Source organism: Streptomyces sp. NPDC023723 (assembly GCF_040639815.1).
Lineage (GTDB): Bacteria > Actinomycetota > Actinomycetes > Streptomycetales > Streptomycetaceae > Streptomyces.
On sequence record NZ_JBFAAP010000001.1, the window covers coordinates 430,926 to 457,469 of the forward strand.

General features: G+C 72.0%; 22 protein-coding genes and 1 tRNA gene. 10 read left to right on the forward strand and 13 right to left on the reverse strand.

What is annotated here, in order from left to right; all coding sequences use genetic code 11:
- Positions 1–124: 124 nt before the first annotated feature.
- Positions 125–2,863, forward strand: a complete 2,739-nt coding sequence (ppc, locus tag AB0G32_RS02095; RefSeq protein ID WP_361156816.1) for a phosphoenolpyruvate carboxylase — start codon at positions 125–127, stop codon at positions 2,861–2,863.
- 55 nt (positions 2,864–2,918) lie between these two features.
- Here ppc and AB0G32_RS02100 read toward each other — a convergent pair whose 3' ends face one another.
- The 7 genes from AB0G32_RS02100 to AB0G32_RS02130 form a co-directional block, all read right to left on the reverse strand.
- Positions 2,919–3,380, reverse strand: coding sequence for a hypothetical protein (locus AB0G32_RS02100; RefSeq protein ID WP_361156818.1), 462 nt, complete (start codon positions 3,378–3,380; stop codon positions 2,919–2,921).
- A 73-nt stretch (positions 3,381–3,453) separates the two neighbouring features.
- Positions 3,454–4,056, reverse strand: a complete 603-nt coding sequence (pth, locus tag AB0G32_RS02105) for an aminoacyl-tRNA hydrolase (protein WP_361156820.1) — start codon at positions 4,054–4,056, stop codon at positions 3,454–3,456.
- A 71-nt stretch (positions 4,057–4,127) separates the two neighbouring features.
- Positions 4,128–4,718 (reverse strand): 50S ribosomal protein L25/general stress protein Ctc, encoded by a 591-nt coding sequence (locus AB0G32_RS02110; RefSeq protein WP_361156821.1) that lies wholly within the window; start codon positions 4,716–4,718, stop codon positions 4,128–4,130.
- A 186-nt stretch (positions 4,719–4,904) separates the two neighbouring features.
- Positions 4,905–5,879 carry a ribose-phosphate diphosphokinase gene (locus AB0G32_RS02115; protein ID WP_361156823.1) on the reverse strand — a complete coding sequence of 325 codons (975 nt, stop codon included), beginning with the start codon at positions 5,877–5,879 and terminating at the stop codon, positions 4,905–4,907.
- A gap of 111 nt (positions 5,880–5,990) precedes the next feature.
- On the reverse strand, positions 5,991–7,439 hold the full coding sequence (gene glmU / locus AB0G32_RS02120; RefSeq protein ID WP_361156825.1) for a bifunctional UDP-N-acetylglucosamine diphosphorylase/glucosamine-1-phosphate N-acetyltransferase GlmU: 1,449 nt from the start codon (positions 7,437–7,439) through the stop codon (positions 5,991–5,993).
- Between the two features lie 111 nt (positions 7,440–7,550).
- Positions 7,551–7,627 (reverse strand) — tRNA-Gln (locus AB0G32_RS02125).
- 15 nt (positions 7,628–7,642) lie between these two features.
- The gene (locus tag AB0G32_RS02130; RefSeq protein ID WP_361156827.1) at positions 7,643–8,506 is read right to left on the reverse strand and encodes a hypothetical protein; all 864 of its coding nucleotides are present in this window, start codon (positions 8,504–8,506) and stop codon (positions 7,643–7,645) included.
- Between the two features lie 168 nt (positions 8,507–8,674).
- On the opposite strand from AB0G32_RS02130, the gene AB0G32_RS02135 reads away from it, so the two are divergent.
- Positions 8,675–9,985, forward strand: a complete 1,311-nt coding sequence (locus AB0G32_RS02135; RefSeq protein ID WP_361156830.1) for a histidine kinase — start codon at positions 8,675–8,677, stop codon at positions 9,983–9,985.
- A gap of 2 nt (positions 9,986–9,987) precedes the next feature.
- Here AB0G32_RS02135 and AB0G32_RS02140 read toward each other — a convergent pair whose 3' ends face one another.
- Positions 9,988–10,479 (reverse strand): SUKH-3 domain-containing protein, encoded by a 492-nt coding sequence (locus tag AB0G32_RS02140; protein WP_361156833.1) that lies wholly within the window; start codon positions 10,477–10,479, stop codon positions 9,988–9,990.
- A gap of 50 nt (positions 10,480–10,529) precedes the next feature.
- Entirely contained in the window at positions 10,530–11,108 is a 579-nt protein-coding gene (locus AB0G32_RS02145; RefSeq protein ID WP_361156836.1) for a YwqJ-related putative deaminase, read from the reverse strand.
- A 276-nt stretch (positions 11,109–11,384) separates the two neighbouring features.
- On the opposite strand from AB0G32_RS02145, the gene AB0G32_RS02150 reads away from it, so the two are divergent.
- The 3 genes from AB0G32_RS02150 (at position 11,385) to AB0G32_RS02160 (ending at position 15,748) form a co-directional block, all read left to right on the forward strand.
- On the forward strand, positions 11,385–12,398 hold the full coding sequence (locus tag AB0G32_RS02150) for an SMI1/KNR4 family protein (protein WP_361156838.1): 1,014 nt from the start codon (positions 11,385–11,387) through the stop codon (positions 12,396–12,398).
- Positions 12,399–12,406: 8 nt separating this feature from the next.
- Complete coding sequence (locus tag AB0G32_RS02155) at positions 12,407–14,659, forward strand: SUKH-4 family immunity protein (protein ID WP_361156840.1); 2,253 nt, start codon at positions 12,407–12,409, stop codon at positions 14,657–14,659.
- Positions 14,660–14,863: 204 nt separating this feature from the next.
- Positions 14,864–15,748 (forward strand): cellulose-binding protein, encoded by an 885-nt coding sequence (locus AB0G32_RS02160; RefSeq protein WP_361156842.1) that lies wholly within the window; start codon positions 14,864–14,866, stop codon positions 15,746–15,748.
- A gap of 22 nt (positions 15,749–15,770) precedes the next feature.
- Here AB0G32_RS02160 and AB0G32_RS02165 read toward each other — a convergent pair whose 3' ends face one another.
- The 3 genes from AB0G32_RS02165 to AB0G32_RS02175 all read right to left on the reverse strand — a co-directional run bounded on the left by AB0G32_RS02165 (position 15,771) and on the right by AB0G32_RS02175 (position 19,538).
- A complete protein-coding gene (locus AB0G32_RS02165; protein WP_361156844.1) occupies positions 15,771–17,387 on the reverse strand; it encodes a cation acetate symporter in 1,617 nt (538 codons plus the stop codon).
- Positions 17,384–17,791, reverse strand: coding sequence for a DUF485 domain-containing protein (locus AB0G32_RS02170; protein ID WP_361156847.1), 408 nt, complete (start codon positions 17,789–17,791; stop codon positions 17,384–17,386). The genes AB0G32_RS02165 and AB0G32_RS02170 overlap by 4 nt, the downstream gene beginning before the upstream one ends.
- A gap of 220 nt (positions 17,792–18,011) precedes the next feature.
- Positions 18,012–19,538: an MFS transporter gene (locus tag AB0G32_RS02175; RefSeq protein ID WP_361156850.1), complete on the reverse strand. Its 1,527-nt coding sequence runs from the start codon at positions 19,536–19,538 to the stop codon at positions 18,012–18,014.
- A gap of 407 nt (positions 19,539–19,945) precedes the next feature.
- Here AB0G32_RS02175 and AB0G32_RS02180 point away from each other — a divergent pair, with 407 nt between their 5' ends.
- The 3 genes from AB0G32_RS02180 to AB0G32_RS02190 all read left to right on the forward strand — a co-directional run bounded on the left by AB0G32_RS02180 (position 19,946) and on the right by AB0G32_RS02190 (position 24,023).
- On the forward strand, positions 19,946–20,734 hold the full coding sequence (locus tag AB0G32_RS02180; protein WP_361156852.1) for an ABC transporter ATP-binding protein: 789 nt from the start codon (positions 19,946–19,948) through the stop codon (positions 20,732–20,734).
- Positions 20,731–23,301 (forward strand): FtsX-like permease family protein, encoded by a 2,571-nt coding sequence (locus tag AB0G32_RS02185; protein WP_361156854.1) that lies wholly within the window; start codon positions 20,731–20,733, stop codon positions 23,299–23,301. The genes AB0G32_RS02180 and AB0G32_RS02185 overlap by 4 nt, the downstream gene beginning before the upstream one ends.
- Positions 23,302–23,576: 275 nt before the next feature.
- Positions 23,577–24,023, forward strand: coding sequence for a DUF6069 family protein (locus AB0G32_RS02190; RefSeq protein ID WP_361156856.1), 447 nt, complete (start codon positions 23,577–23,579; stop codon positions 24,021–24,023).
- A gap of 142 nt (positions 24,024–24,165) precedes the next feature.
- Here the strand turns inward: AB0G32_RS02190 and AB0G32_RS02195 are convergent, their stop codons facing one another.
- Positions 24,166–24,393, reverse strand: a complete 228-nt coding sequence (locus AB0G32_RS02195) for a hypothetical protein (RefSeq protein WP_361156858.1) — start codon at positions 24,391–24,393, stop codon at positions 24,166–24,168.
- 338 nt (positions 24,394–24,731) lie between these two features.
- Between AB0G32_RS02195 and AB0G32_RS02200 the strand changes: the two genes are divergently transcribed.
- Positions 24,732–25,172, forward strand: a complete 441-nt coding sequence (locus AB0G32_RS02200) for a hypothetical protein (RefSeq protein ID WP_361156860.1) — start codon at positions 24,732–24,734, stop codon at positions 25,170–25,172.
- A 26-nt stretch (positions 25,173–25,198) separates the two neighbouring features.
- Positions 25,199–26,539, forward strand: a complete 1,341-nt coding sequence (locus tag AB0G32_RS02205; protein WP_361156862.1) for a hypothetical protein — start codon at positions 25,199–25,201, stop codon at positions 26,537–26,539.
- Positions 26,540–26,544: the final 5 nt, after the last annotated feature.

Genomic DNA, 26,544 nt, shown 5'->3' on the forward strand with positions numbered 1-26,544 from the left:
TCGGACAGCGCGGTCCGCTCTGACTCTTTCCCGGACACCCGGCCCCGTAAGCGGCACCCGCCGCGCGAGGACGCCGTCCGGGTTCCCTCCCAGACGAGCTTCAACACTGCAAGGAGCCGCACCTGTGAGCAGTGCCGACGACCAGACCACCACGGCGACCACCAGCAGCGAACTGCGCGCCGACATCCGCCGGCTGGGCGATCTCCTCGGAGAGACCCTCGTGCGGCAGGAGGGCCCCGAGCTGCTGGAGCTCGTCGAGAAGGTCCGCCGACTCACCCGAGAGGACGGCGAGGCCGCCGCGGAGCTGCTGCGCGGCACCGAACTCCAGACCGCGGCCAAGCTGGTCCGCGCCTTCTCCACCTACTTCCACCTCGCCAACGTCACCGAACAGGTGCACCGCGGCCGGGAACTGCGCGCCAAGCGCGCCGCCGAGGGCGGCCTGCTCGCCATCACCGCCGACCGCCTCAAGGACGCCGACCCCGACCACCTGCGGGAGACCGTCGCCAACCTCAACGTGCGCCCCGTCTTCACCGCGCACCCCACCGAGGCCGCCCGCCGCTCGGTGCTGAACAAGCTGCGCCGCATCGCCACCCTGCTCGACACCCCGGTCATCGAGTCCGACCGGCGCCGCCTGGACACCCGCCTCGCCGAGAACATCGACCTGGTGTGGCAGACCGACGAACTGCGCGTGGTCCGCCCCGAACCCGCCGACGAGGCCCGCAACGCCATCTACTACCTGGACGAACTGCACGCCGGGGCCGTGGGCGACGTCCTGGAGGACCTGACGGCCGAGCTGGAACGGGTGGGAGTGAAGCTCCCCGACGACACCCGGCCGCTCACCTTCGGCACCTGGATCGGCGGCGACCGCGACGGCAACCCCAACGTCACCCCCCAGGTCACCTGGGACGTCCTCATCCTCCAGCACGAGCACGGCATCAACGACGCCCTGGAGATGATCGACGAGCTGCGCGGCTTCCTCTCCAACTCCATCCGCTACACCGGCGCCACCCAGGAACTGCTGGACTCCCTCACCGCCGACCTCGACCGGCTCCCCGAGATCAGCCCCCGCTACAAGCGCCTCAACGCCGAGGAGCCCTACCGGCTCAAGGCCACCGCCATCCGGCAGAAGCTGGAGAACACCAAGACCCGGCTGGCCCGCAACACCCCGCACCAGGCCGGCCACGACTACCTCGGCACCGCCGAACTCCTCGACGACCTCCGCCTGCTCCAGACCTCGCTGCGCGAACACCGCGGCGGACTCTTCGCCGACGGCCGCCTCGCCCGCACCATCCGCACCCTGGCCGCCTTCGGCCTCCAGCTCGCCACCATGGACGTCCGCGAACACGCCGACGCCCACCACCACGCCCTCGGCCAGCTCTTCGACCGGCTCGGCGAGGAGTCCTGGCGCTACGCCGACATGCCCCGCGAGTACCGCACCAAGCTGCTCGCCAAGGAACTGCGCTCCCGCCGCCCCCTCGGCCCGACCCCGGCCCCCGTCGACGCGGCCGGCGAGAAGACCCTCGGCGTCTTCCAGACCGTCAAGCGGGCCCTGGAGATCTTCGGCCCCGAGGTCATCGAGTCGTACATCATCTCCATGTGCCAGGGCGCCGACGACGTCTTCGCCGCCGCCGTCCTCGCCCGCGAGGCCGGCCTCATCGACCTGCACGCCGGCTGGGCCAGGATCGGCATCGTCCCCCTCCTGGAGACCACCGACGAGCTGAAGGCCGCCGACACCATCCTGGAGGACCTGCTCTCCGACCCCTCCTACCGGCGCCTGGTCGCCCTGCGCGGCGACGTCCAGGAAGTCATGCTCGGCTACTCGGACTCCTCCAAGTTCGGCGGCATCACCACCAGCCAGTGGGAGATCCACCGCGCCCAGCGCCGGCTGCGCGACGTCGCCCACCGCTACGGCGTACGCCTGCGCCTCTTCCACGGCCGCGGCGGCACCGTCGGCCGCGGCGGCGGCCCCTCCCACGACGCCATCCTCGCCCAGCCCTGGGGCACCCTGGAAGGCGAGATCAAGGTGACCGAACAGGGCGAGGTGATCTCCGACAAGTACCTCGTGCCGTCCCTGGCCCGGGAGAACCTGGAACTCACCGTCGCCGCCACCCTCCAGGCATCCGCCCTGCACACCGCCCCCCGCCAGTCCGACGAGGCCCTCGCCCGCTGGGACGCCGCCATGGACGTCGTCTCCGACGCCGCCCACACCGCCTACCGGGCCCTGGTCGAGGACCCCGACCTGCCGACGTACTTCCTCGCCTCCACCCCGGTCGACCAGCTCGCCGACCTGCACCTGGGCTCCCGGCCCTCCCGCCGCCCCGGCTCCGGCGTCTCGCTCGACGGACTGCGCGCCATCCCCTGGGTGTTCGGCTGGACCCAGTCCCGGCAGATCGTCCCCGGCTGGTTCGGCGTCGGCTCCGGCCTCAAGGCCCTGCGCGAAGCCGGCCTCGACACCGTCCTGGACGAGATGCACCAGCAGTGGCACTTCTTCCGCAACTTCATCTCCAACGTCGAGATGACCCTCGCCAAGACCGACCTGCGCATCGCCCAGCACTACGTCGACACCCTCGTCCCCGACGAGCTCAAGCACGTCTTCGACGTCATCAAGGCCGAACACGACCTGACCGTCACCGAAGTCCTCAAGATCACCGGCGAGCGCGAACTCCTCGACGCCCAGCCGGTACTGAAGCAGACCTTCAGCATCCGCGACGCCTACCTCGACCCGATCTCCTACCTCCAGGTCGCCCTGCTCAAGCGCCAGCGCGACGCCGCCACCACCGGCCAGGACCCCGACCCGCTGCTCGCCCGCGCCCTGCTGCTCACCGTCAACGGAGTCGCGGCCGGACTGCGCAACACCGGCTGACCCACCCACGGCACCACCGATGCCCCCGCGCCGCACTCCCGGCCCGGGGGCATCGTCATACGGCCACGAACGCCGCCGTCAGCAACACCACTCCCGCCCCCGCCAGCACCCACGCCGCCCGGGTCCGCCGCAGCCCGCCCGCCACCACCACCGACGCCAGCAGCAGCGCACCGCCCATCGGCACCCACGCGTACAGCACACCGGCCGGCCCCGACCGCACCGCCTCGGCATCCTCCGGCTTCAGCACGACCGCGTACGTCTCCCCCTTCGCCACGGCCACCGAATCCGCCAGCTCCACCCGGTCCCGGGCCACCGACCCCGCCGACCCCGGCGTGTACGGACCACTGCACACCCCGTCGGCACACGCCGTCACCTCGACCGTGCCGCGCTCCCGGCCCTTGGTCAGCATCACGTACTGCGCACTGCCCCACGACGCCCACACCCCGGCGATCAGGATCAGCACGGCGACCGTGCCCATCGCCGCCACCCGACCGAACGACACCACCGCAGAAGGCATGGCCGCGATCCTTGGCCATGCCCGCACACAAGGTCAACCTCGGTGGGCGAAACCGGAGCGAACAAGCAGAACGTCAGGAGTTGTACGCCGACTGCGCCCGCTCCAGCCCCTCCAGCACCAGCGCCTCCACCGCGTCCGCCGCCCGGTCCACGAACCAGTCCAGCTCCTTGCGCTCCGCCGACGAGAAGTCCTTCAGCACGAAATCCGCCACCTGCATCCGCCCCGGCGGCCGCCCGATCCCGCACCGCACCCGGTGATACCCCGGACCCATCGCCTTCGTCATCGACTTCAGCCCGTTGTGCCCGTTGTCCCCGCCGCCCAGCTTCAGCCGCAGCACCCCGAAGTCGACGTCCAACTCGTCGTGCACCGCCACCACCCGGTCCGTCGGCACCTTGTAGAAGTCCCGCAACGCCGTCACCGGACCACCCGACAGATTCATGTACGACATCGGCTTCACCAGCACCACCCGCCGCGAGGCCGGCCCCGGCGCACCGAACCGCCCCTCCACGACCTGCGCCTGCGCCTTCCCGTGCCGCTTGAACCGCCCGCCCATCCGCCCGGCCAGCAGCTCCGCCACCATGAAACCGACGTTGTGCCGGTTCCCCGCGTACTCCGGTCCGGGATTGCCCAGCCCCGCGATCAGCCAGGGAGCGCCGGAATCGGTCGTCACGTCCATGTCTCCTCAATACACGGTCAGCCGCTGCCCCCCGAAGGGAACAGCGGCTGATCACCCGATGATGACGGGGCTCAGGCCTCCGCGGCCTCGTCGCCCTCGTCCTCGGCGGCCTCCTCGGCCTGCGCGGCCAGGACCTGGAGGACCACCGTGTCCTCGTCGACACCCAGCTTGGTGCCGGCCGGCAGCGGGATGTCCTTCGCCAGGACGGAGGCACCGGCCTCCAGACCCTCGACGGAGACGGTCACCGACTCCGGGATGTTCGTGGCCTCGGCCTCGACCGGCAGCGTGTTCAGCACGTGCTCCAGCAGGTTGCCGCCCGGCGCCAGCTCACCCTCGGTGTGCACGTAGATCTCGACGCTGACCGTCTCGCCACGCTGCACCAGCTGAAGGTCGACGTGCTCCAGGAAACCCTTGATCGCGTCGCGCTGCACCGACTTCGGGATGGCCAGCTCGCTCGACTTGCCGTCGATGTCCAGCGCGATCAGCACGTTCGGCGTACGCAGCGCCATCAGCAGCTCGTGCCCCGGCAGCGTCAGGTGCAGCGGGTCCGAACCGTGCCCGTACAGCACACCCGGAACCTTGTTGTCACGACGGATACGGCGCGCGGCACCCTTGCCGAACTCGCTGCGCGTCTCGGCGACGATCTTCACCTCGGAAGACATGATCACTCCTCGTAGAACCTAGAGATCGGACGTGGTCACCCGGCCACGAACGGCCTGCTACGAAGAGCGCGTCGATAACGGACAGCCGAACCCGTGACACACGAGTACGGCCTCCCTCGCCGAGCAACTTCGACAGTCTACTCGGCACGGGAGGCCGCACCCAAAACGATCTACGACGATGACGGCTTACTGCTCGTCGAACAGGCTCGTCACCGAACCGTCCTCGAACACCTCACGCACCGCCCGCGCGATCGTCGGCGCGATCGACAGCACCGTGATCTTGTCCAGTTCCAGCTCACCCGGCGTCGGCAGGGTGTTCGTCAGCACGAACTCACTCACCTTCGAGTTCTTCAGCCGGTCCGCCGCCGGACCCGACAGCACACCATGCGTCGCCGTCACGATGACGTCCTCCGCACCGTGCGCGAACAGCGCGTCCGCCGCCGCGCAGATCGTGCCACCGGTGTCGATCATGTCGTCGACCAGGACGCAGATACGTCCCTCCACATCACCCACGACCTCGTGCACCGTGACCTGGTTCGCCACGTCCTTGTCCCGCCGCTTGTGCACGATCGCCAGCGGCGCGCCCAGCCGGTCGCACCACCGGTCCGCGACCCGCACCCGGCCGGCGTCCGGCGACACGATCGTCAGCTTGTCCCGGTCCACCTTCGCGCCCACGTAGTCCGCCAGCAGCGGCAGCGCGAAGAGATGATCGACCGGCCCGTCGAAGAAACCCTGGATCTGGTCGGTGTGCAGATCCACCGCCAGGATGCGGTCGGCGCCCGCCGTCTTCATCAGATCCGCGATCAGCCGCGCCGAGATCGGTTCACGGCCCCGGTGCTTCTTGTCCTGCCGCGCGTAACCGTAGAACGGCACGATGACGGTGATGGAGCGAGCCGAGGCACGCTTCAACGCGTCGATCATGATCAACTGCTCCATGACCCACTTGTTGATCGGAGCCGTGTGGCTCTGGATCAGAAAACAGTCCGCACCGCGAGCCGACTCCTGATACCGCACATAGATCTCACCGTTGGCGAAATCGAACGCCTTCGTCGGGACGACCCCGACACCCAGCTCATGGGCGATCTCCTCGGCAAGCTCGGGGTGGGCGCGGCCGGAGAAGAACATCATCTTCTTCACGCCGGTCGTCTTGATCCCGGTCACAGCACTGTCTCCTCAGAGGTGTCGCAGCCGGAGCAGAGCGGACGTCCCGGCTGGTAAGGGTGCGGGTGTGCACTTATCACGGTACGACGAGTTCGACGCACCGGTTTCCGGTCAGTCCTCGGCACCCGGCTTCCCGGACGCCTCCTCGGCCGCCCTCGCGGCCGCGCTCCCCGGGCGCTTACGAGCCACCCAACCCTCGATATTCCGCTGCTGGCCCCGGGCCACGGCCAGCGAACCGGGCGGCACGTCCTTCGTGATCACGGACCCGGCGGCGGTGTAGGCACCGTCCCCGACCGTGACCGGAGCCACAAACATGTTGTCCGACCCCGTACGGCAGTGCGAGCCGACGGTGGTGTGGTGTTTGTCCTGTCCGTCATAGTTCACGAACACACTCGCGGCACCGATGTTCGAGTACTCACCGATCGTCGCGTCCCCCACGTACGACAGATGCGGCACCTTCGTGCCCTCACCGATCGACGCGTTCTTCGTCTCGACATACGTACCGATCTTGCCCTTGGCCCCGAGCCGCGTCCCCGGCCGCAGATACGCGAACGGCCCGACGGTCGCCTCCGCGCCGACCTCCGCACCCTGCGCGACGGTGTTGTCGACCCGCGCGCCGGCCCCGACCCGGGTGTCCGTCAGCCGCGAGTTCGGCCCGACCTCCGCGCCCTCGGCGAGATGCGTGGCGCCGTGCAGCTGCGTGTTGGGATGGACCGTGACGTCCCGCTCGAACGTGACCGTCACCTCCAGCCACGTCGACGCCGGGTCCACGACCGTCACTCCCGCCAGCATCGCCGCCGTCAGCAGCCGGTCGTTCAGGATCCGCCGCGCCTCGGCGAGCTGCACCCGGTTGTTGATCCCGGCGATCTCCCGGTGGTCGCCGGCCACACAGGCCCCGACCCGGTGCCCGGCCTCCCGCAGGATGCCGAGCACGTCCGTCAGGTACTCCTCGCCCTGGCTGTTGTCCGTCCGCACCTTGCCCAGCGCGTCGGCGAGCAACTGCCCGTCGAACGCGAACACCCCGGAGTTGATCTCCCGGATCGCCCGCTGCGCGTCGTCGGCGTCCTTGTGCTCCACGATCGCGGTGACGGCACCGGTGCCCTCGTCCCGCACGATCCGGCCGTACCCGGTCGCGTCCGGCACCTCGGCGGTCAGCACGGTCACCGCGTTCCCGTCGGCGGCGTGGGTGCCGGCCAGGGCGGCGAGCGTCTCGCCGGTGAGCAGCGGAGTGTCCCCGCACACGACCACGACGGTCCCGTCGACGCGGCCGCCCAGCTCCTCCAGACCCATCCGTACGGCGTGCCCGGTGCCGTTCTGCTGCTCCTGGACGGCGGTACGGGCGGCGGGGGCGACCTCGGCGAGATGCGCGGCGACCTGTTCGCGGGCGTGCCCGACGACGACGACCAGGTGCTGCGGGTCCAGTTCACCGGCGGCGGCGAGCACGTGGCCCACCAGGGAGCGGCCGCAGATGTCGTGCAGGACCTTCGGCGTGGCCGACTTCATACGGGTGCCCTCACCCGCTGCGAGAACGACGACGGCGGCCGGGCGGTTGGCGCTCACGGGATGCCCTTCGGCTGTGAGTGGGGGTGGACATCCGCAGGATACCGGGGGGTTACGTGAGGAACATGGGTGTGGGCCCTGACTGTGCTGTCAGGGCCCACGGTGGCGGGGCTCCCGGGGCAGGAGTCGAACCTGCGTCTTACCTGGATTCAAAGTCCAGTCGCCCCTACCGACAGAGCAACCCGGGAATGCCGGGAGCCAGCCTACGGGGTTCGTTGTTCAGCTGCCACCACTGTCCCCTTCCACCAGCCCTCGATGCGCCGGTACAACTCGGCTCCATCTCTCACGTCGACTCGGAGGCATCCGTAGTAGCTGTCGCCCGTGTTCTTCCGGTTGGTGCGGGGGTTGTGTTTCTTCGTAGTCGTTTTCAGGAACTGGGTCGGGTGGACGCCTACATGGCCCGCCCAGAACTGCTCGGCGGCGGAGACGTCCGCTGTCTCGTGAATGTGCACCGCGAACCGGAGGCGTTCCGGTGGGGTGTCCAGCAGCTTCAGCCAGGCCAAGAAGACGGTGATCATGTCGGGGTCGCTGTTGACAAACGTGACGCGCTCGCGCCGACTCCAGGGCTTGCTCTTGGAGCCCTCGGCCCAATAAAGGCCGACACCCAGCAGGAACAATTCGCGGTCGGTCATGCCGCCGACCTCGTCTGCGGCCGACTGCGTTGTCAGTTGGCGCTCCTCCTCACGCAAAAGCAGCTTGACCTCCCACCCGCGCTTCGCGATGGCCGATGCCTCTTCGCTCGATCGCCGTCGCCGCTCCGGCCTCGGCAGATCCCGTACCCACAGCGAGATCGAGCTCTTGCTGCACCCCAGTTCCACCTGGATCTGGTCGTACGTCCAGCCCTGGAGCCGGAGTTCCCGCGCCTGTTCCCGTAGGTCGTCCTTGGCGTTCGGCCGCTTCGTCCACTCCGGGGGAGGCTCGCCCTCCAGGAGGCGGTTGAGGATGTCGTTGTTGTACACGTGCAGCCGGTCGCGGATCTGGCGGCGGCTGAGGCCCGCGCGGCGCAGCGCCAGTGCCTGTTCGCGCAGGTCCTCGAAGTCGGCGTACTTGTTCGGTGAACGGGTCATGGCGATACCGTCCGGGCGGAATGTGAGGTTCCGGAGGTGAACGGTGAGCGGTTCACGCGTTCGAGGGATATCGCGTCGTATCGCTACCGTACTGTCACCCTCCGTGGTGTAGCCGAAACCAGCAAAACTCCCCGGAAATGCGCGGCCACGCGCCCGTAGGCTGGAGGCATGACCTCGACGGGGGAAGACCATGTGACGGCCCGGGGTGGGCCTTGGTGGTGGGAGCGGCGGCGCGGTGCGGTGCTCGATGTGAGCCTCGCGGCCGTGTCGGCGTTCGAGTGCGCGGCGGAGGGCGTGCCCTTCGCCTGGGACGCCGGGATTCCGGTCGCGGCGGGGGTGCTGTTCGGTCTGCTGGCCGGTGCCGTGCTGCTGGTGCGCAGGAAGTGGCCGATCGCGGTGGTGCTGGTGGCGATCGCCATCACGCCGGCGCAGATGGGCTTCCTGATGGGGATCGTGGGGCTGTACACGCTGGCCGCGTGCGAGGTGCCGAGGCGGATCATCGGCGCGCTGGCCGGGATGTCGCTGCTGGGGACGCTGATCGTGACGTTCGTGCGGGTGCGGCAGGGCATGGCGGCGGGGGAGCTGGGGATCGGGGACTGGTTCGTGCCGTTCGCGGCTCTCGCGACGTCGCTGGGGCTGACCGCGCCGCCGGTGCTGCTCGGGCTGTACGCGGGGGCGCGGCGGCGGTTGATGGAGAGTCTGCGGGAGCGGGCGGACGACTTGGAGCGGGAGCTTCAGTTGCTCGCGGAGCGGGCGGAGGAGCGGGCCGAGTGGGCGCGCAACGAGGAGCGGACGCGGATCGCGCGGGAGATGCATGACGTGGTCGCGCATCGGGTGAGCTTGATGGTCGTGCACGCGGCTGCTTTGCAGGCCGTGGCGCGGAAGGACCCGGAGAAGGCGGTGAAGAACGCCGCGTTGGTGGGGGACATGGGGCGGCAGGCGCTGACCGAGTTGCGGGAGATGCTCGGGGTGTTGCGCAGTGGGGCGCCGCCGGAGCGCTCGGGGGTGCCGCTCGCGGCGGTGGGGGCGGCTGCCGCGGCGGCGGCTTCGCGGGCGGCCGAGGCGGACGGTGAGGGGCCGTCGTTGTCGGAGCTGGACGAGTTGGTGGGGCAGTCGGCGGCGGCCGGGATGGTGGTGGATCTGTCGGTGCAGGGGGACGCGCGGGTGTATGCGCCGGTGGTGGAGCAGACGGCGTTCCGGGTGGTGCAGGAGGCGCTGACGAACGTGCACAAGCACGCGTCGGGGGCGAAGACGTACGTGCGGCTGGCGCATCGGGTGTCGGAGATCGCGATGCAGGTGGAGAACGATCCGCCGCCGGAGCCGGCGTCGGCGTCCGCGGCGGGGCTGCCGTCGGGGGGCAACGGTCTGGTGGGGATGAAGGAGCGGGTCGCGGCGCTGGGCGGGGTGTTTGTGTCGGGGCCGACGGACGCGGGGGGTTTCCGGGTGTCGGCGGTGATTCCCGCGGCGGCGGTTTCCTGACGTCAGACGGTGCTGAGGCGGCTGGGTTCGGTGCCGGTGACGAGGGCGGCGAGGGCGTGGTCGAGGTCGGGGCCGAGGTACCAGTCGCCGGTGTGGTCGAGGGCGTAGACGCGGCCGTGGGTGTCGATGGCGAGCAGGGCGGCGGTGTCGGTCTCGGTGCCGAGGGGGCAGACCTCGGTGTCGAGGGCGCGGCCGAGGTCGCCGAGGGTGCGGGCCAGGTGGAGGCCGTGCAGGGGGTCGAGGTGGAGGGCGGCGGGGGCGATCTGCCGGCCGGGTGCGGCGGGGGTGACGGTGAGGCCGCCGAATTCGGCCCAGGCTTCGACGGCGGCGGGGAAGACGGTGTGCCGGTGGCCGGCGGGTGAGGTGTGCTCGCGCAGGGTGTCGGCCCAGTATTCGGCCTGTTTGATGTCCCAGCGGCCGGGCTGCCAGCCGGCGTCGCGCAGGGCGGCGGCGACGGGGGCGGGGAAGCGGGTGGTGGTGCGGTCGGGGTGCATCGGCCTTCGTTCGTCGTCCGTGCGGGCGGTGCGGGTGGGTGCGGGTCCGGTCAGTCGGTGGTCGTCGTGGAGTCGACGACGCGGACGCCGAAGTGGGCGCTGAGGGCGGTGCAGGTGCGGCAGGGGGCGGCGAAGGTGCCGTGCAGGGGGTCGCCGTCCTCGCGGATGCGGCGGGTGGTGAGCTTGGCGTGTTTGAGGGCCTTGCGGGCCTCGCCGTTGGTCATGGGCCGGCGGGCGGCGCGTTTGCTGCGGGCGGCGTCGGCGGTGGTGAGGTGCCGGGAGATGAGGATGGTCTCGGCGCAGCGGCCGGTGAAACGGTCGCGTTGGGAGCTGGTGAGGGTGTCGAGGAAGTCCTGTACGAGGGGGTGCAGGGCGGGGGGTGTGTCGCCGCGGGCGGCGGTGCCGGTGAGGGTGGTGCCGCGGACGGAGAGGGCGGCGGCGACGGTGGGGAGTATGCCGTCGCGGCGGTGGTGCAGGACGGGTGCGTGGCGGGTTTCGGTGCTGCTCCAGCCGATGCGGGGGTCGCCGGCGCGGGGGTCGTCGGACCGGTCCGTCGCGGGGCCGGCCGGGTGTCCTGCCGGGTGTCCTGTCCGGTGTCCCGTCGGGTGTCCCGTCTGTGTCGCACTCATGATCGTTTTCCCCTCCTGAGCATCCCCCGAAGGTCACAGACTGCCAAATGGCGTGGCTGGTGGGGAAGCTGGGGCGCGGTGACACGCCCGGATATGGGCGGTCTGTCACCGGTGCGTGACGGCTGGTCACGGAAGCGGCGGGGCGCGGCGCCGGTGCCGGTGACCGGTGTCGGCGTACCGCATAGGCTGTCGGCACCGCGTGCGATGGGGTGATCCAGGCAGTGCGCGGGCGATCCACGGACCATCGACGGACATATGCCGCAGGGGGCAACCGCCATGACGACAGGTCGGCTCGGGCTGGGGGTTCCTCCCGGCCGTCAGGCCGGGGGAGGGGCCGTGCCGCCGAACGCGGCCTACGCCGGGCAGGTCGTGCATTTCCCGGATCCGGTGCGGGCGGCGCGGCACCCGGGCGGGGTACGGGTGGACGGGAGCGGGTTCCCGGATTTCTCGCCGTACGCGCGGGCGGCGGCGGAGGTGGCGGAGCCGCCGGGCGGTTTCGGGGTCGATGAACTGCGGCTGACGGACTACGTGTCGGCGAACGCGGCGCTGGCGGCGTCGGGGCACGCGTTGTGGGACACGGTGCCGGCGGTGGCGACGCCGCACGGCTGGACGTGGCATCACGTGGTGGGGTCGCGGCGGCTCGAGCTGGTGCCGGTCGAGGTGAAGGCGTTGCTGCGGCACCACGGCGGGATCGCGACGGCGGCGGTGGATCAGGGCAAGCGGGGGACGCGGCCGTTGCAGGAGACGAGGCCGGCGCATTTCGGGCTGCCGAAGTCGGGGGTGGCGGTGACGGAGCAGCAGGTGCTGGGGGTGGAGGAAGACCTCGGGTACCGGCTGCCGGGCGGGTACCGGTCGTTCCTGAAGGCGGCGGGGGGCTGTGCGCCGGTGGGGACGGCGCTGGACGCGGAGTTGGGGCTGCTGGTGGATCAGCCGTTCTTCACGGTGCGTGAGGAGGCGGCGGTCAATGACCTGGTCTACGTCAACAAGTGTCTGCGGGACCATCTGACCAAGGACTATCTGTGCGTGGCGTTCGTGCAGGGCGGGCTGCTGGCGGTGAAGGTGCGCGGGGAGCGGGCCGGTTCGGTGTGGTTCTGCGCCTACGACGACGCGCGGGATGTGGATCCGGGGTGGTCGCCGGCCGAGCGGGCGGAGCGGTTGCTGCTGCCGTGCGGAGCGGATTTCGACGCGTTTCTGTCCCGGCTGGCGGGTTCGCCGCCGGAGTTGGAGACGGTGGCGGATCTGATGGTGGACGGCGGGTTCGCGCGGGCCGTTCCGGTGGCCGGGGAGTGAGCTGACAGATGGTGACGTTCGCGCAGGCGCAGGAGCGCGCCGAGGAATGGGTCAACGGGGACGTGCCGGCGTACCAGCACCGGGAGGTGCGGGTGCGGGAGTTCGGGCTCGGGTTCGTGGTGTGGGCGGAGGACCGGGCGGACGGGCCGCGGTCGGACGGCGGTGCGCCGCGGCTGGTGATCGCCCGGGACAGCGGGGACGCGACGCTGTGGCCCGGGCTGCCGGTGGGTGAGGTGATCCGCCGGTACGAGGAGGAGTACGGGCGGGCCGGCGCGGTCGCGGGGCCGGCGCCGGCGGCGGCGCGGGTGGATCTGAACCAGACGTCGTTCCTGTTGTCTCCGCCGCAGTGGTTGCAGGAGGCGGCGGACAAGCTGGGGATCGCGGACCGGCGGCGGGGGAGCGGGGCGGCGGATGCCGCGGCGGATCCGGAGCCGGTCGCCGGGGCTGATGCAACTGGCGGGTCCGGGTCCGGTGTGTCCGGGGCCGGGTCGGCTTCCGCGGGGGCCGCTCCGGTGAGTGGTGCGGCGTGGCCGGCCGCGGAGGGTACCGAGGGCATGGATGCGGCGGGCGTGGGCGGTGGTGCGGGGGCCGGTGCGCCGGTCGTGCCGCCCGGGGCGACGCCGTGGGCCGGGACGGACACCAACGGGGACGGCGGTGAGGACCGCTCCGTGCCGCTGCCGGAGACGGTGTTCGCACCGCAGTTGGACGACGACGAGGCCGCCGGCGTGGCCGACGTCGGCGGCAGGGACGCGGCGGAGCCGCCCGGGGCGATTCAGGACGCCGGCACGGCGAAGCTGACGCGGGGTGGCGGGCTGCCGCGGACGGCCGGGGGGCCGGTCGGCGCGGCGGCAACGGCGCCGGCGCCCGGGAGTCCGTCGGTGCCGCCGGTGCCGGGTGCGCCCTCGCCGGCGTCCGCGCCGCCGCCGATGCCGGCTGCGGGCCCGCAGCCGCCGCACGCGCCAGGTGTCCCCGGCGCCCCCGGCGGCGCGTCGCCCGGCGGTGTCCACCAAGCCGCCACGATGCTCGCCGGGCCCGGTGGCACGCCGCCGCCTCCCGGCGTACCGCATCCTCCCGCGCCCCCCGGCGCGCCCGGCGCCGCAGGAGGTCAGGCGGGCGTGCACCACGTCCCCACCGTGCTGGCCGCGCCCCCGGTCGGCGGCCCCGGCACGCCCCCGCCCGCCCCCGGCGTGCCTGCCCCCGGCGTGCCTGCCCCCGGCGTGCCGCAGGGTGCCGTACCGCCTTCGTCGCCGCCTCCGGCGTACGGGTATCCGCCGCGGCCCGCCGGGCAGCCGACCGTCGGTCCCGGGTACCAGGCGGTGCTGCGCTACCGCGCGCAGGACGGTTCCGAGCAGCAGCTGATCCGGCGGTCCGCGCCGGGCACCCCGCATCCGGAGTGGCAGATCTACCACGAGCTGCGGGCCATGAACGTGCCGCCGGACCAGGTGCTGGAGCTGCACACCGAGCTGGAGTCCTGTGAGCTGCCGGGCGCGTACTGCGCGCGGATGATCCGGGAGCAGTGGCCGCAGGCGCGGATCACGTCGATCGCGCCGTACGGCACCGATCACGCGAGCCGGCAGCAGGGCATGGCCCAGCTGATCAGTCATCAGGGCGAGTTGCATCAGGTCGCGGACGGCCCGGCGCGGCCGGCGCCGGTGCGGGCGCCGCTGCCGTCGGTGCCGCCGGCCCCGCCGCTGCCGCCGGAGGGCATCGCGCAGGAGCTGGCGGCGGCGTTCGGGCCGGGGGTGTTCCGGTTCGAGCAGGCGGCGGTGTCCCGGCAGGGGGTGCCGCCGGTGGTGGCGCACACGCTGGTCGTGGCGGGGCTGCCGGTGGACATGGGGCCGTTCTTCTGGGCGCAGGCGCAGCCGGGCCGTCCGGTGCCGACGCTGGCGGAGCTGGCGGCCGAGCGGGGGGTGCGGCCGGCCTCGGACGCCGGTTCGTACCTGGTCGTCGGCAGTGATTTCGGCAAGGCGATCTGTGTGCAGTACGGCACGGCGAACATCGTGGCGGTGCCGGTGGAGGCCGGTCCCGGCGGTGCGCCGGTGCCGCCGCAGTTCGTGAACACGGGGCTGCCGGAGTTCGCGCGCGCTCTGGCGCTGCTGGGGCGGATGTGGCGGCTGCGGTACGGGCTGAACCAGGAGCAGGCGGGCCGCTGGACCGTCGACTTCCAGGCCCAGCTGGCCGCGCTGGACGCGGTGGCGCTCGGTTCGCCGGAGAGCTGGTGGTCGGTGCTGCTGGAGGAGATGTGGGACGGGCTGCTGTGACGCGGGTTGCTGTGGCGCGGGCTGCTGTGACGCGGCGCGGCTGAGCGCCCCCCGCCGGTCGTGAGGGGCCGGGCTTCTCGGATGGGCCGGGCTTTCCGGATGGGCCGGGCTTCCTGGATGGGTCGGGAGGAGCCCGGTCCTTCCCCATGTGCCCGGAGTGTCGCGTTATGAGCACTTACGTCACATCTATAAAGATGTGCGGACATGAGCACCGCACCGATGCCGCCCCGAGGCTTCGTCCCCGTACGGGGACGTGGCTACCGTCCCGAGCAGGTCGAGGCGTGTGCCGCGGTCCTCTTCGAGGAACGGGACGCCGCTTGGGAGCGGGCCGCCCGGCTCACCGTGCTGGCCCGGGAGATGGCGGAGGAGCTGGCCGCGCTGCGGGAGACGGTGGCCGGGCTGGCCCCGCAGGACTACGAGGTGCTCGGCGCGGGCGCCCGCGATCTGTTCCGGGCCGCGGGCGAGGAGGCCGACGCGGTGCGCGAGCGGGCGCGGGCGGAGGGCGAACGCCTGGTGGCTCAGGCGCGGGCGTACGCGGCGGGCGTGACGGAGTCCGTACGGGCGTACGCCGACGCGGTGCGCGCCGAGGCCGATGAGCGGGCCCGGCAGCGGCTGCTCGCGGCGCGGGCCGAGGCCGACGAACTGCGGATCGGGGCCCGGCGCGAGGTGAAGGCGGGGCGCGGTGAGGTGCTGGGCGCGCTGCGCGAGATGCGGCGGCGCACCTCCGGGATGCTCGCCGAGCAGGCCCGGGAGCACGAGGCGCGGTGGGCCGCGGCCGAGCGGGAGGACGCCGAGCGGGCCGCCGCGCTGGACGCGCACCACGCGGAGCTGCTGGACCGCGCCGAGCGGGAGCTGGCCGGCGCGGAGCAGGACCTGGCCGCCGCCGAGGAGTCGGCGCGGCGGCGGCCGGAACAGGCGCGGGACCGGGCGGCCGAGCTGGTCGCCGGGGCCCGGGCGGACGGGGAGCGGATCGCCCGGGAGACGGAGCGGGTGCTGCGCGAGCACGGGGAGCGGTGGGACGACGTGCAGGCGCAGCTGGACCAGGTCCGCGGCCGGCTGAGCGCGCTGACGGGGCGGGCGGTGGAGTGACCCGCCGGCACCGTCGCCCCGGTCAGGAGGCCGGACCTCCGCGTGCGGTGCCCGCGTAGAGGTCCGCCTCCAGGGCCTCGTACCGGGCGCGTTGTTCCTCCGCCGGTTTCCGGCCGGAGAGCAGGGTGCCCAGCCAGCCGAAGGCGAAGCCGGCGGGTATGGAGACCAGGCCGGTGGTGGTGAACGGGAACCAGTTGAAGTCGGCGTCGGGGAAGGCGGCGACGGGGGTGCCGGAGACCAGGCTGGTGCCCGGGGTAAGGGCGAGCACGACGAGGCTGCCGCCGATGAGGGTCCACAGCAGGCCGGTGCGGGTGTAGCGGCGCCAGAAGAGGCTGTAGACCAGGGCGGGGCACAGGGCCGAGGCGCCCAGGCAGAAGGAGAGGGTGGCCAGCGGCTGGAGGCTGCGGTGCTGCACCAGGACGGCCAGCGCGATGGTGGGGATGCCGACGGCGACGGCGGACAGCCGGGCCATGGTCATCTCCCGGCGCGGGGTGAGCGGGCGGGGCCGGGTGGCGAAGACGTCGTGGGCGAGGGAGTTGGCGCAGGCCAGGATCATGCCGGCGACCGAGGCGAGCAGGGTGAGGAACATGGCGGTGCCGACGGTGGTGAACAGGAAGGTCTCCACCATCGTCACGTCGGTGCCGAAGGCGGCGCGGGAGCCCAGCAGGTAGGCCGAGTTGCCGGCGGCGTCGGTCTCGGCGACCGTCTCCCGCCCGACCAGCGCCGTCGCGCCGAACGCGACCACGGTGACGACCACCACGAACAGGGCCGTCAGGGAGACCGCCCAGGACATCGACCGGCGTACCTGGCGGGCGCTGGAGGCGGTGTACATGCGCATGGTGACGTGCGGCAGACAGGCGCCGCCGAGGACGACGGCGAGCTGCGAGGAGAGCATGTCCAGGCCGGGCTGCGGGCCGGCGGCGTACTCCAGGCCGGGGTGCAGGAACGCCTGCCCGGCGCCGCTGTTGCGGGCGGCGGCGTTGAACAGGCTGGCCGGGTTCCAGTCGAACCGGTACAGGAGCAGCAGGGTGACCACGGCGCCCGAGCCGAGCAGCATGACGATCTTCATGATCTGGATGAGGGCGGTGCCCTTCATGCCGCCGATCGCCGCGTAGCTGATCATCAGCGCGCCCACTCCGATGACGCAGCCGGTCTGGAGCGACTCGCTGCTGAAGCCGAGCAGGAACGACATCAGCTGTCCGGTGCCGGCCAGTTGCACCAGCATCATCGGGACCAGCGCGGCCAGGGTGACCGCGCAGGCGGCGACCCGCACCGCGCGGCCGGTCATCCGGCGGGCCAGGACGTCGCCCATGGTGAACCGGCCCGCGTTGCGCAGCGGTTCGGCCATCAGGAACATCAGGAGCAGCAGCGACAGGGCGGTGCTCAGCGCGAGGACCACCCCGTCGAAGCCGAACAGGGCGATCACGCCGCCGGTGCCGAGCACGGTCGCGGCGGAGATGTAGTCGCCGGCGATGGCCAGTCCGTTGCGCAGTGCGGAGAGCGAGCCGTACCCGGTGTAGAACTCGTCCAGGTCGTCGCGGTCGGGGCCGGTCATCACGCACAGCAGCAGCGTGATGGCGGCGACGGCGGAGAACCCGACCAGGAACATCGCCTGGGCGCTCTCGCTGAAGCCGGTCATCGGCGCGCCTCCCGTCGCGCGTCCACTTCGCTCGCCTTGCGGATGCGGTCCACCAGCGGGTCGACGCGGCGCCGCGCGGTGTGCTCGTACAGGACGATCGCCAGCCAGGTGACGGGCAGTTGGAGCAGGGCGAGGAGCATGCCGAGGGGCAGGCCGGCGGTGATGTCACCGGTCAGTGCCGACGGGGCGAACGCGGCCAGGCACAGGAACACCAGGAAGTAGCCGAGCGCGGCGAAGGTGGCGACCCGCCGCTGTCTGCGGTAGGCGGTGCGCAGGGCGCGTACGTCGCCGCGCGCGCGGATGGAGGGCAGGCGGAGTGTCGCGCTGTCCTGCGGTACGGGGGTGAGGAAGGCGGGCACTGGTGGTGGTGGTGGTGGCGGTGACGTGTACGGGTCATGGGACATCCCGTGCTGCTCCTTGCGAGGCTCGGGTCCGCTGTGGACGGACCGCAGGGAGAGGGGGGTGCGGTGCTCGCACGCTACCGGCCGGTTGTGGGACGTGTGGGGTTTTCCCCAAACTGAGTGGTCGGTATGTGGAAAACCCGGGATTCCGGTTCGTTCGGTCCGGCCGCCCGCCGCGGCCGCCCGGTCCCGGTTGTTCAATCCGGCCGTTCAGCCCGGCCGTTCAGTCCGTGAGTACCGGGAACTTGCGCGGGGCGAGGATCAGCAGCACCAGGAACGCCAGCGCCGCCGCCCCCGCCGCGCCGAGGTAGACGGCGTGCACGGCCTCGGCGACGGCCCGCCGCAGGGCCTCGTCCGCCACCCCGGCTCCGGCCGCGGCTCCCGTGCCGGTTCCCGCGTCCAGCGCCCTGGTCACCGAGTCGAGGTCGCTCGCGCCGCCGAGCCGCGCGGCCAGCACCCCGTTGGCGATCGCCCCGAAGACGGCCGCCCCGGCGGTCTGGCCGCTCTGCCGGCAGAACAGCACGGACGCGGTCGCGGTGCCCCGCTGCGACCAGCCGACCGTCGACTGCACGCCGACGATCAGCGGAAGCTGGAACAGGCCGAGCGCGCCGCCGAGCAGCAGCATCAGCAGGGCCGGCTGCCAGGCCGCGCCGGGATACGGCAGGAACGGGAACGCGAACAGGATCAGGGCGGACGTGCCGATGCCGAGCAGGGCGGTGTCGCGGAAGCCGATCCTGCGGTACACGTGCTGGCTCAGCGCCGCCGACACCGGCCAGCTCAGCGTCCACACCGACAGGACGAACCCGGCGGCCACCGGCGCCAGACCCAGTACCGACTGGGCATACGTCGGCAGGAACACCGTGGGCGCCACCATCAGCAGGCCGAGCGCGCCGAGCGCCAGGTTGACGGCGGCGATCGTGCGGCGCCGCCACACCCAGCCGGGCATGATCGGGTCGGCGGCCCGGCGTTCGACGGCCACGACGGCCGCCAGCAGGACCGCTCCGGTCCCGAACAGGGCGAGCGACGGCGCGGACAGCCAGGGCCAGGCCACCCCGCCCTGCACCAGCGCGGTGAGCAGCACGCCGCCGCACCCGAACACGGTCAGCGCGCCCGCCCAGTCGGTACGCGGGCGCGTGCCGTCGCTCTCCCGGCGCGGCTCGTGCAGGTGGCGGACGACGAGCCAGAGGGCGACCGCGCCGACCGGCAGGTTGACCAGGAAGATCCACCGCCAGTCGGCGTAGGAGGCCAGCAGTCCGCCGACGGCGGGTCCGGCGACCGCGGACACCGCCCATACGGTGGACAGCCGCGCCTGTATCTTCGGGCGGTCCTTGAGCGGGTACAGGTCGGCGGCGAGGGTCTGCACCGTGCCCTGGAGCGCGCCGCCGCCCAGGCCCTGCACGACGCGGAAGGCGATCAGCGCGGCCATGTTCCAGGCCAGCGCGCACAGCAGCGAGCCCAGCAGGAAGAGGGCGGCGCCCGCGACGAGTACGGGTTTGCGGCCGAAGGTGTCGGAGAGCCTGCCGTACACCGGGAGGGTGACGGTGACGGCCAGCAGATAGCCGGAGAACAGCCAGGAGAAGACGGAGAAGCCGCCGAGGTCGCCGACGATCTGCGGGACGGCGGTGGACACGATGGTGGAGTCCAGGGCCGCCAGTGCCATCGCCAGCATGAGCGCGGCGACGACCGGTCCGCGCCGGCCGCTGCCGCCGGCCCGCGCGGTGTCACGGGTCGCGTCCTTGGTGCCGTCCACCCGGGAACCCTCCTCAACTGGGGGTATCAGCTTCGCACTTGAGGCCGACGCGGCGGGAGGACGCGGGCCGGGTGGAGGCCGGGTGCGTCCGAGGGTGGAGGGCGACCCTGAGACGCGGTCCACCGGAGGGTGGACTGCCCCTAGGGGTATCTCCGTACTACGGCTCGGGGAGGGTTCGTACCGCCGGAGGACGAGAGTGGCCCCGTGCGGTCCTTAACCTGGTCCTACACCGCTGGGGGGCGGTGAACCGGACCCGCGGGGGTGGGGTTTGCCCCCGGAGAAGACTGCGCTGAACACCATCGCGGACGGGTACCGCAGGCGGCCAGACTCTTCTCCGTCACCACGTAAGCGCACTGCTCGCCGCCGGCACCGGCGGCTCATTCGATGACCGACATAGGAGACTTGCCATGACATCGGCCGTGACCATTCCCGCGCACGGGAGCACTGGAGGACGTACGGCCGTCGCCGCGCGGGCGCGGCAGGTCGTGAAGGCGTACGGGTCGGGGGAGACCCGGGTCGTCGCCCTGGACCACGTCGACGTGGACATAGCGCGCGGGGAGTTCACCGCGATCATGGGTCCGTCGGGGTCGGGCAAGTCGACGCTGATGCACTGCCTCGCCGGGCTCGACACCGTCACCTCCGGGCAGATCCACCTCGCCGAGACCGAGATCACCGGTCTGAAGGACAAGAAGCTCACGCGGCTGCGCCGGGACCGGATCGGTTTCATCTTCCAGGCGTTCAACCTGCTGCCGACGCTGAACGCGCTGGAGAACATCACGCTGCCCATGGACATCGCCGGCCGCCGGCCCGACAAGGCGTGGCTGGGCCGGGTGGTGGACACCGTGGGGCTGGCCGGTCGGCTGGGGCACCGGCCCACCCAGCTCTCCGGCGGTCAGCAGCAGCGGGTGGCGGTGGCGCGGGCGCTGGCCGCCCGGCCGGAGATCATCTTCGGTGACGAGCCGACCGGCAACCTCGACTCCCGGGCGGGCGCGGAGATCCTGGACTTCCTGCGCAGGTCGGTGGACGAGCTGGGCCAGACCATCGTGATGGTCACCCACGACCCGGTGGCGGCCAGTTACGCGGACCGGGTGCTGTACCTGGCCGACGGCCGCATCGTCGACGAGATGCGCAGCCCGACCGCGGACGCAGTCCTGGACCGGATGAAGGACTTCGATGCCCGGGGGCGTACGTCATGACCATGCTGAAGACGTCGATGCGCAACTTCTTCGCGCACAAGGGCCGGATGGCGCTGTCGGCGGTGGCGGTGCTGCTGTCGGTGGCGTTCGTGTGCGGCACGCTGGTGTTCACCGACACGATGAACACGACGTTCGACAAGCTGTTCGCGGTCAGCTCCGCCGACGTGTCGGTCGCCCCGAAGGACGCGGCGGACGAGGACACCCCGCAGAACGGCGTGCCGTTGTCGCTGCCGGCGGCCACCCTTTCGACGATCCGGTCGGCGGACGGCGTGGAGTCGGCCGAGGGCGCGGTCTTCTCGATGAACGTGACCGTGGTCGACGCCGACAACGACAACGTGGGCGCCACCAGCGGCGCCCCGACCATCGCCGGCAACTGGACCAAGAACGACCTGCGGTCGATGGAGATCACCTCGGGGCACGCCCCGCGCGGCCCGACCGAGACGATGGTCGACGCGGACACCGCCGACAAGCACGACCTGAAGATCGGTGACGAGCTGCGCACCATCGCGCAGACCGGCGACTTCAAGGCGCGGATCGTCGGCATCGCCGCCTTCACCGTCACCAACCCCGGTGCCGCGGTGGTCTACTTCGACACCGCCACCGCACAGCGTCAACTGCTGGGCGGGACGGGCCGGTTCAACCAAGTCAACGTGACGGCGGCGGCCGGGGTCTCCGACGCGACCCTCAAGCGGAACGTCGCGCGGGCTGTGGGCGGCGGCTCCGGTTACAAGATCCAGACGGCCAAGGAGGCGTCCGACGAGGGCCGTTCGGAAGTCGGCGAGTTCATGGACGTCATCAAGTACGCCATGCTCGGCTTCGCCGGGATCGCGTTCCTGGTCGGCATCTTCCTGATCATCAACACCTTCTCGATGCTGGTCGCCCAGCGCACCCGTGAGATCGGCCTGCTGCGGGCCATCGGCTCCTCCCGCCGCCAGGTCAACCGCTCGGTCCTGATCGAGGCACTGCTGCTCGGCATCGTCGGCTCCGTACTCGGTGTCGCGGCCGGCGTCGGCATCGCGGTCGGGCTGATGGAGCTGATGTCGGCCGCGGGCATGAACCTGTCCACGGACGACCTGACCGTGAAGGCGGCCACCCCGGTGGTCGGCCTGGTGCTCGGCGTCGTGGTCACCGTCCTGGCCGCCTACCTCCCGGCCCGCCGGGCCGGCAAGGTCTCCCCGATGGCCGCGCTGCGCGACGCCGGCACCCCGGCCGACGGCAGGGCGGGACGCGTCCGCGCCGCGATCGGCGTGGTCCTGACCGGCGCGGGCGGCGCGGCGCTGTACGCGGCGGGCACGGCGGACCGGGCGAGCGAGGGCGCGTCGCTGCTCGGCGCGGGTGTGGTGCTGTCCCTGATCGGCTTCGTCGTGATCGGCCCGCTGCTGGCCGGTGTGGTGGTCCGGGTGCTCAGCGCGGTACTGCTGCGGGTCTTCGGCCCGGTCGGCAGGCTGGCCGAGCGCAACGCGCTGCGCAACCCGCGCCGCACCGGCGCCACCGGCGCGGCCCTGATGATCGGCCTGGCCCTGGTGGCCTGCCTGTCGGTGGTGGGTTCCTCGATGGTCGCCTCGGCCACCAGTGAGCTGGACAAGTCGGTCGGCGCGGACTTCATCGTCGAGGGCAACCAGCGGATCGTGCCGGGGGCCGAACAGGCGATGGAGCGGACGCCGGGCCTGGCGCACGTCACCCGCTACAAGATGCTCGACGCCACGCTGACCTCCCCCGACGGCAAGAAGGACGACGACGGCGTCACCGCCGCCGACGCCACCTACGCCGAGGACCTGCGCCGCCCGACCACGGCCGGCGACCTGTCCGCCGCGTACGGCACGGACGCGATGTCGGTCGGCTCGGACTACGCGAAGAAGCACGGGGTGGGCGTCGGCGACACGATCTCCGTCGCCTTCGAAGGCGGCCGGACGGCGAAGCTGAAGGTCGCCGCCATCACCGACGACGACACGGCGATCGACCAGGGCGCCCGCTACCTCAGCATCGAGACGATGCGGAAGTACGTGCCGGCCGCCGCCGTGCCGCCGAACACGATCATGTTCGCGAAGGCGGCGGACGGCCAGGAGGCCCAGGCGTACGCGGCCCTGAAGAAGTCCCTCGACGCCTACCCGCAGTACCAGGTCCGCGACCAGACCGACTACAAGCAGGAACTGAAGGACCAGATCGGCCAGTTGCTGAACATGGTCTACGGCCTGCTCGCCCTGGCGATCATCGTCGCGGTGCTCGGCGTGGTGAACACGCTGGCCCTCTCGGTCGTCGAACGCACCCGGGAGATCGGCCTGATGCGGGCCATCGGCCTCTCCCGCCGCCAGCTGCGCCGCATGATCCGCCTGGAGTCCGTGGTCATCGCCCTCTTCGGCGCCCTGCTCGGCCTCGGCCTGGGCATGGGCTGGGGCACCACCGCCCAGAAACTCCTCGCCCTGGAGGGCCTGAACGTCCTGGACATCCCCTGGCCGACCATCACCGGCGTCTTCGTCGCCTCCGCCTTCGTGGGCCTGTTCGCCGCGCTGATCCCGGCGTTCCGCGCGGGCCGCATGAACGTACTGAACGCGATCGCCACGGAGTAGCCACCTCCTGAAGACCACCGTGTACGGGGGACACGGGGGAACGGCGCCGGGGAGTCACGGACTCCCCGGCGCCGTCGCGCGCCGGTGCCGGACGCGCCGTGGCGGGACGGGGCGCTGGCCCGTTCGGGACGTCCGGGGGGTGCCGAGGGGATGGGTTCCCGGCGATCAGTTAGACGCAGCGCGACCGGTCGTTACGTTCAGCGCATGACACCCGCGCGGCGCCGGGCCGCCGGTGCGCCGAGGGCGGACGGTTCCACCGAGCTGAGGAGTACACCGTGAACGGACAGCCCATCGCCCGCCCCACCGGCCGCGTCCGCCCCGGCGGGCTCGTCGTGGCCGGGGGCTTGGTGGCCACCGCCGTCGTCGCCGTGGCCCTCAACGCCGCCGTCGCCGCGATCGCCCACGCGGCCGGCGCCTCCGACGACTTCGAGCAGCTCCACCTGTCCGACTACGCCTTCCTCACCGTCGTCGGCGTACTGGCCGGCGCCGGCGGCTGGGCCCTGGTCCGGGCCCGCGCGGCGCACCCCGCCCGGGTGCTGCGCACCTGGATACCGGTGATCCTGCTCATCACCTTCATCCCGGACATCCTCCTCGGCACCTCCGACCAGCCCGGCACGAGCTGGGGCGCGGTCATCGCCCTGATGGTGATGCACCTGGTCGTCGCCGCGGTGGCCATCCCGGCCTTCCGCGTCCTGCTGCCGCTCTCCGACGGACAGGACTGACAGGGACGTCAGCGACAGCGGGGGCAGGCGCACGGCGGATACCGGCTGAAGAGTTCCGGCAAGGTGCCGGGTGTCACGGTCCGCTTGCCCCGTACCTGGGTGCGCGCACCGGTCCGCGGATCGACCCGGTACACCCGGATGGTCATGGCCATTGCCGACCCCCGCCGACCCGTGCGAGCCGGTAGCCGCCCCACAGTTCCTGACCCTCGTCGCACCCCTGCGCTACGGTGGCGCCCCGCTTGCACACTTCGCACCCGCGGGCGTGCTCGAACCAGAGCCGGTAGGCGCGCTGCCAGTCGGCCTCGGCGACGCTCACCGGCCAGCTCCCGTGGTCTGCGGGGCCGTCCAACTGGCGGGTGGCAGCACCCACGCCGGGCTGTACGGAACCGGAACCGGAACCGGCACTGGCACCGCCCTGATCGGGGCGCCCTCCGGGCTCGCGGGCCCGCGCCGGACAGACGGCTCCGGCGCAACGGTCCTCAGCCATCGCAGAACCGTGCGGATAAGGTCTTTCAAAGCGTCGCTCCTCGCAGTGTCGGCCATGCCCCGTGCCGCTTGTGCGGTTGCGGGTTCTCCCGTGGCGGGATGCGGTGGGCCGACGACCCTGGCAATCGGATCGTCGATGTCCGCCTACAGACGGTCTCAAGGGCGCGCGACACCGGGGATATGACAACCTGTGACACGGAGTCGATCTTGTCGGAACGTTCGATGACCATCACCGGCACGCGCAGCACCGGACACCGGAGCCGCACCGAGTACGCCGGCCTGTTCGGCGAGTACCTCGGACCCTTCGCGAACTGTGCCCATTTCTACGTCGGCGGCGCGAAAGGCATCGACTCCCTGGCCCTGCTCTGGCTGGCGCGCAACACCGGGGCCGGACTGACCGTGGTCGTTCCCGGTGTCGTGGACCAGCAGCCCGAAGAGGCACGGCAGGCCATCGCCCGAGTGCGCGACCGCATCGCGGAAGTGGTTCAGCTGCGAGCCCCGGAGCTGAACACGGCCGCTTACCACGCGCGGAACCGGTGGATGGTCGACCGCAGTTCGATGACCATCGGCTTCCCCCGGGTCGGACAGACACAGTCGGGGACCTGGCAGACGTTGACGTACACACACGATGAGGGGAAACCTCATCTGGTCGTGCCCGTTTAGCCGGTCCTCTGCTCCACCATGAGGACATGGACGACAGGGCCGCAGGGGCGGCCGCACTGAAGGCGCTGCGCAAACGGCGTGGCTTGTCCTTGGCCGGTCTGGCCCGAGCAGTGATCTCGCGCGCTGCCGAACTGCGTCAGCCCGCGCTCCCGAACGTGGTCGGCGTCCAGCGTTCGGTCGCCCGCTGGGAGTCCGGGAGGCCGACCCGGCCGGACGAGCGGTACCAGTTGCTCCTCGCCCACGTCTACGCCCGCACCCCTGCCGGTGAGACCGCTCTTGGCGCCGGCTCCGACTTCGCGCACTACTTGGACGCCCTCGGCCTTCTGGGCGAGAGCGAGGCACGCGTCACCGAGCTGCGCACCACTCTTCTCCGGGCGGTGACCGATGACGGCGGCGGGATGCTCGCACTTCTCGCGCCCGGTGTCCGCGCCGACCTCACTGCCGCCCTGGCCGACCCGACGCGGACCGATGAGGACACGCTCGTGGGGCTTGCCTCGGTCGTCGCGGACGTCAACGCGGAGGTCGGCTCACTCCCGATGGTGCGTCTCCAGTTGCTGCTCGCCCCCGCGGTCGAAGCTGCCAGGCGCCTCCTCACCGGCCCGGTCCCGGTTCCTGAGCCACTCGTCGCTCGGCTGCGGACGATCGTGGTCGCGGGAACCGCGCTGGCCGGCAGGCTCGCCTTCGAGACACGGGACGACTCCGCGGCGCGAGCGCTGTACACCGAGGCCACCCGGGAGGCAGGGCTGCTCGATCAGCCGTGGACGCGGGCCGGGGTCCACATGAGTCACGCGCTAGTCACCCTCTACTCGGCCCAGGGACTCGACGGCGCCAGGTGCCTGGCCGATCAAGCGGTACGGGCGGCACACACCGGGGAGAGCACGCTGGTACGGGCTCGCGCGCACGCCTTGCAGGCCGAACTCGCCGCCCGTGCCGGAGAGGGCCGCCAAACAGCCGCCGCCCTGAGGCTTGCCTGGTACGACATGGACGCGGATCACCCCGGAGACCCGGTGCCCACAGCCTTCTCGACGGCACACTTGCGAGGCTTCGAAGGCGTCTGCGAACTGTATGTCGGCGACCCGGCGGCGGCACACGACCGGTTCGCCCATGCGGCCGGTGCGCTGGTCGCTCCCCGGGAGCAGGTACAACGGGCCATCATCACCACCGATCAGGCACTGGCACGGGTCCGGCTCGGCGAACCGCGAGCGGCAGCCGAACTCCTCCACCAGTGCGTGGCCACGGTGGCCGACACCGGCGGCCGGGTGCCGGCGCTCCGGCTGCGGCGAGCACGGCGGGAACTGAGACCTTGGCGGCGCGAGACCTGGGCGGCCGACCTGGACGACCACCTGATGGACGTGCTCGGGGCGTAGTGATC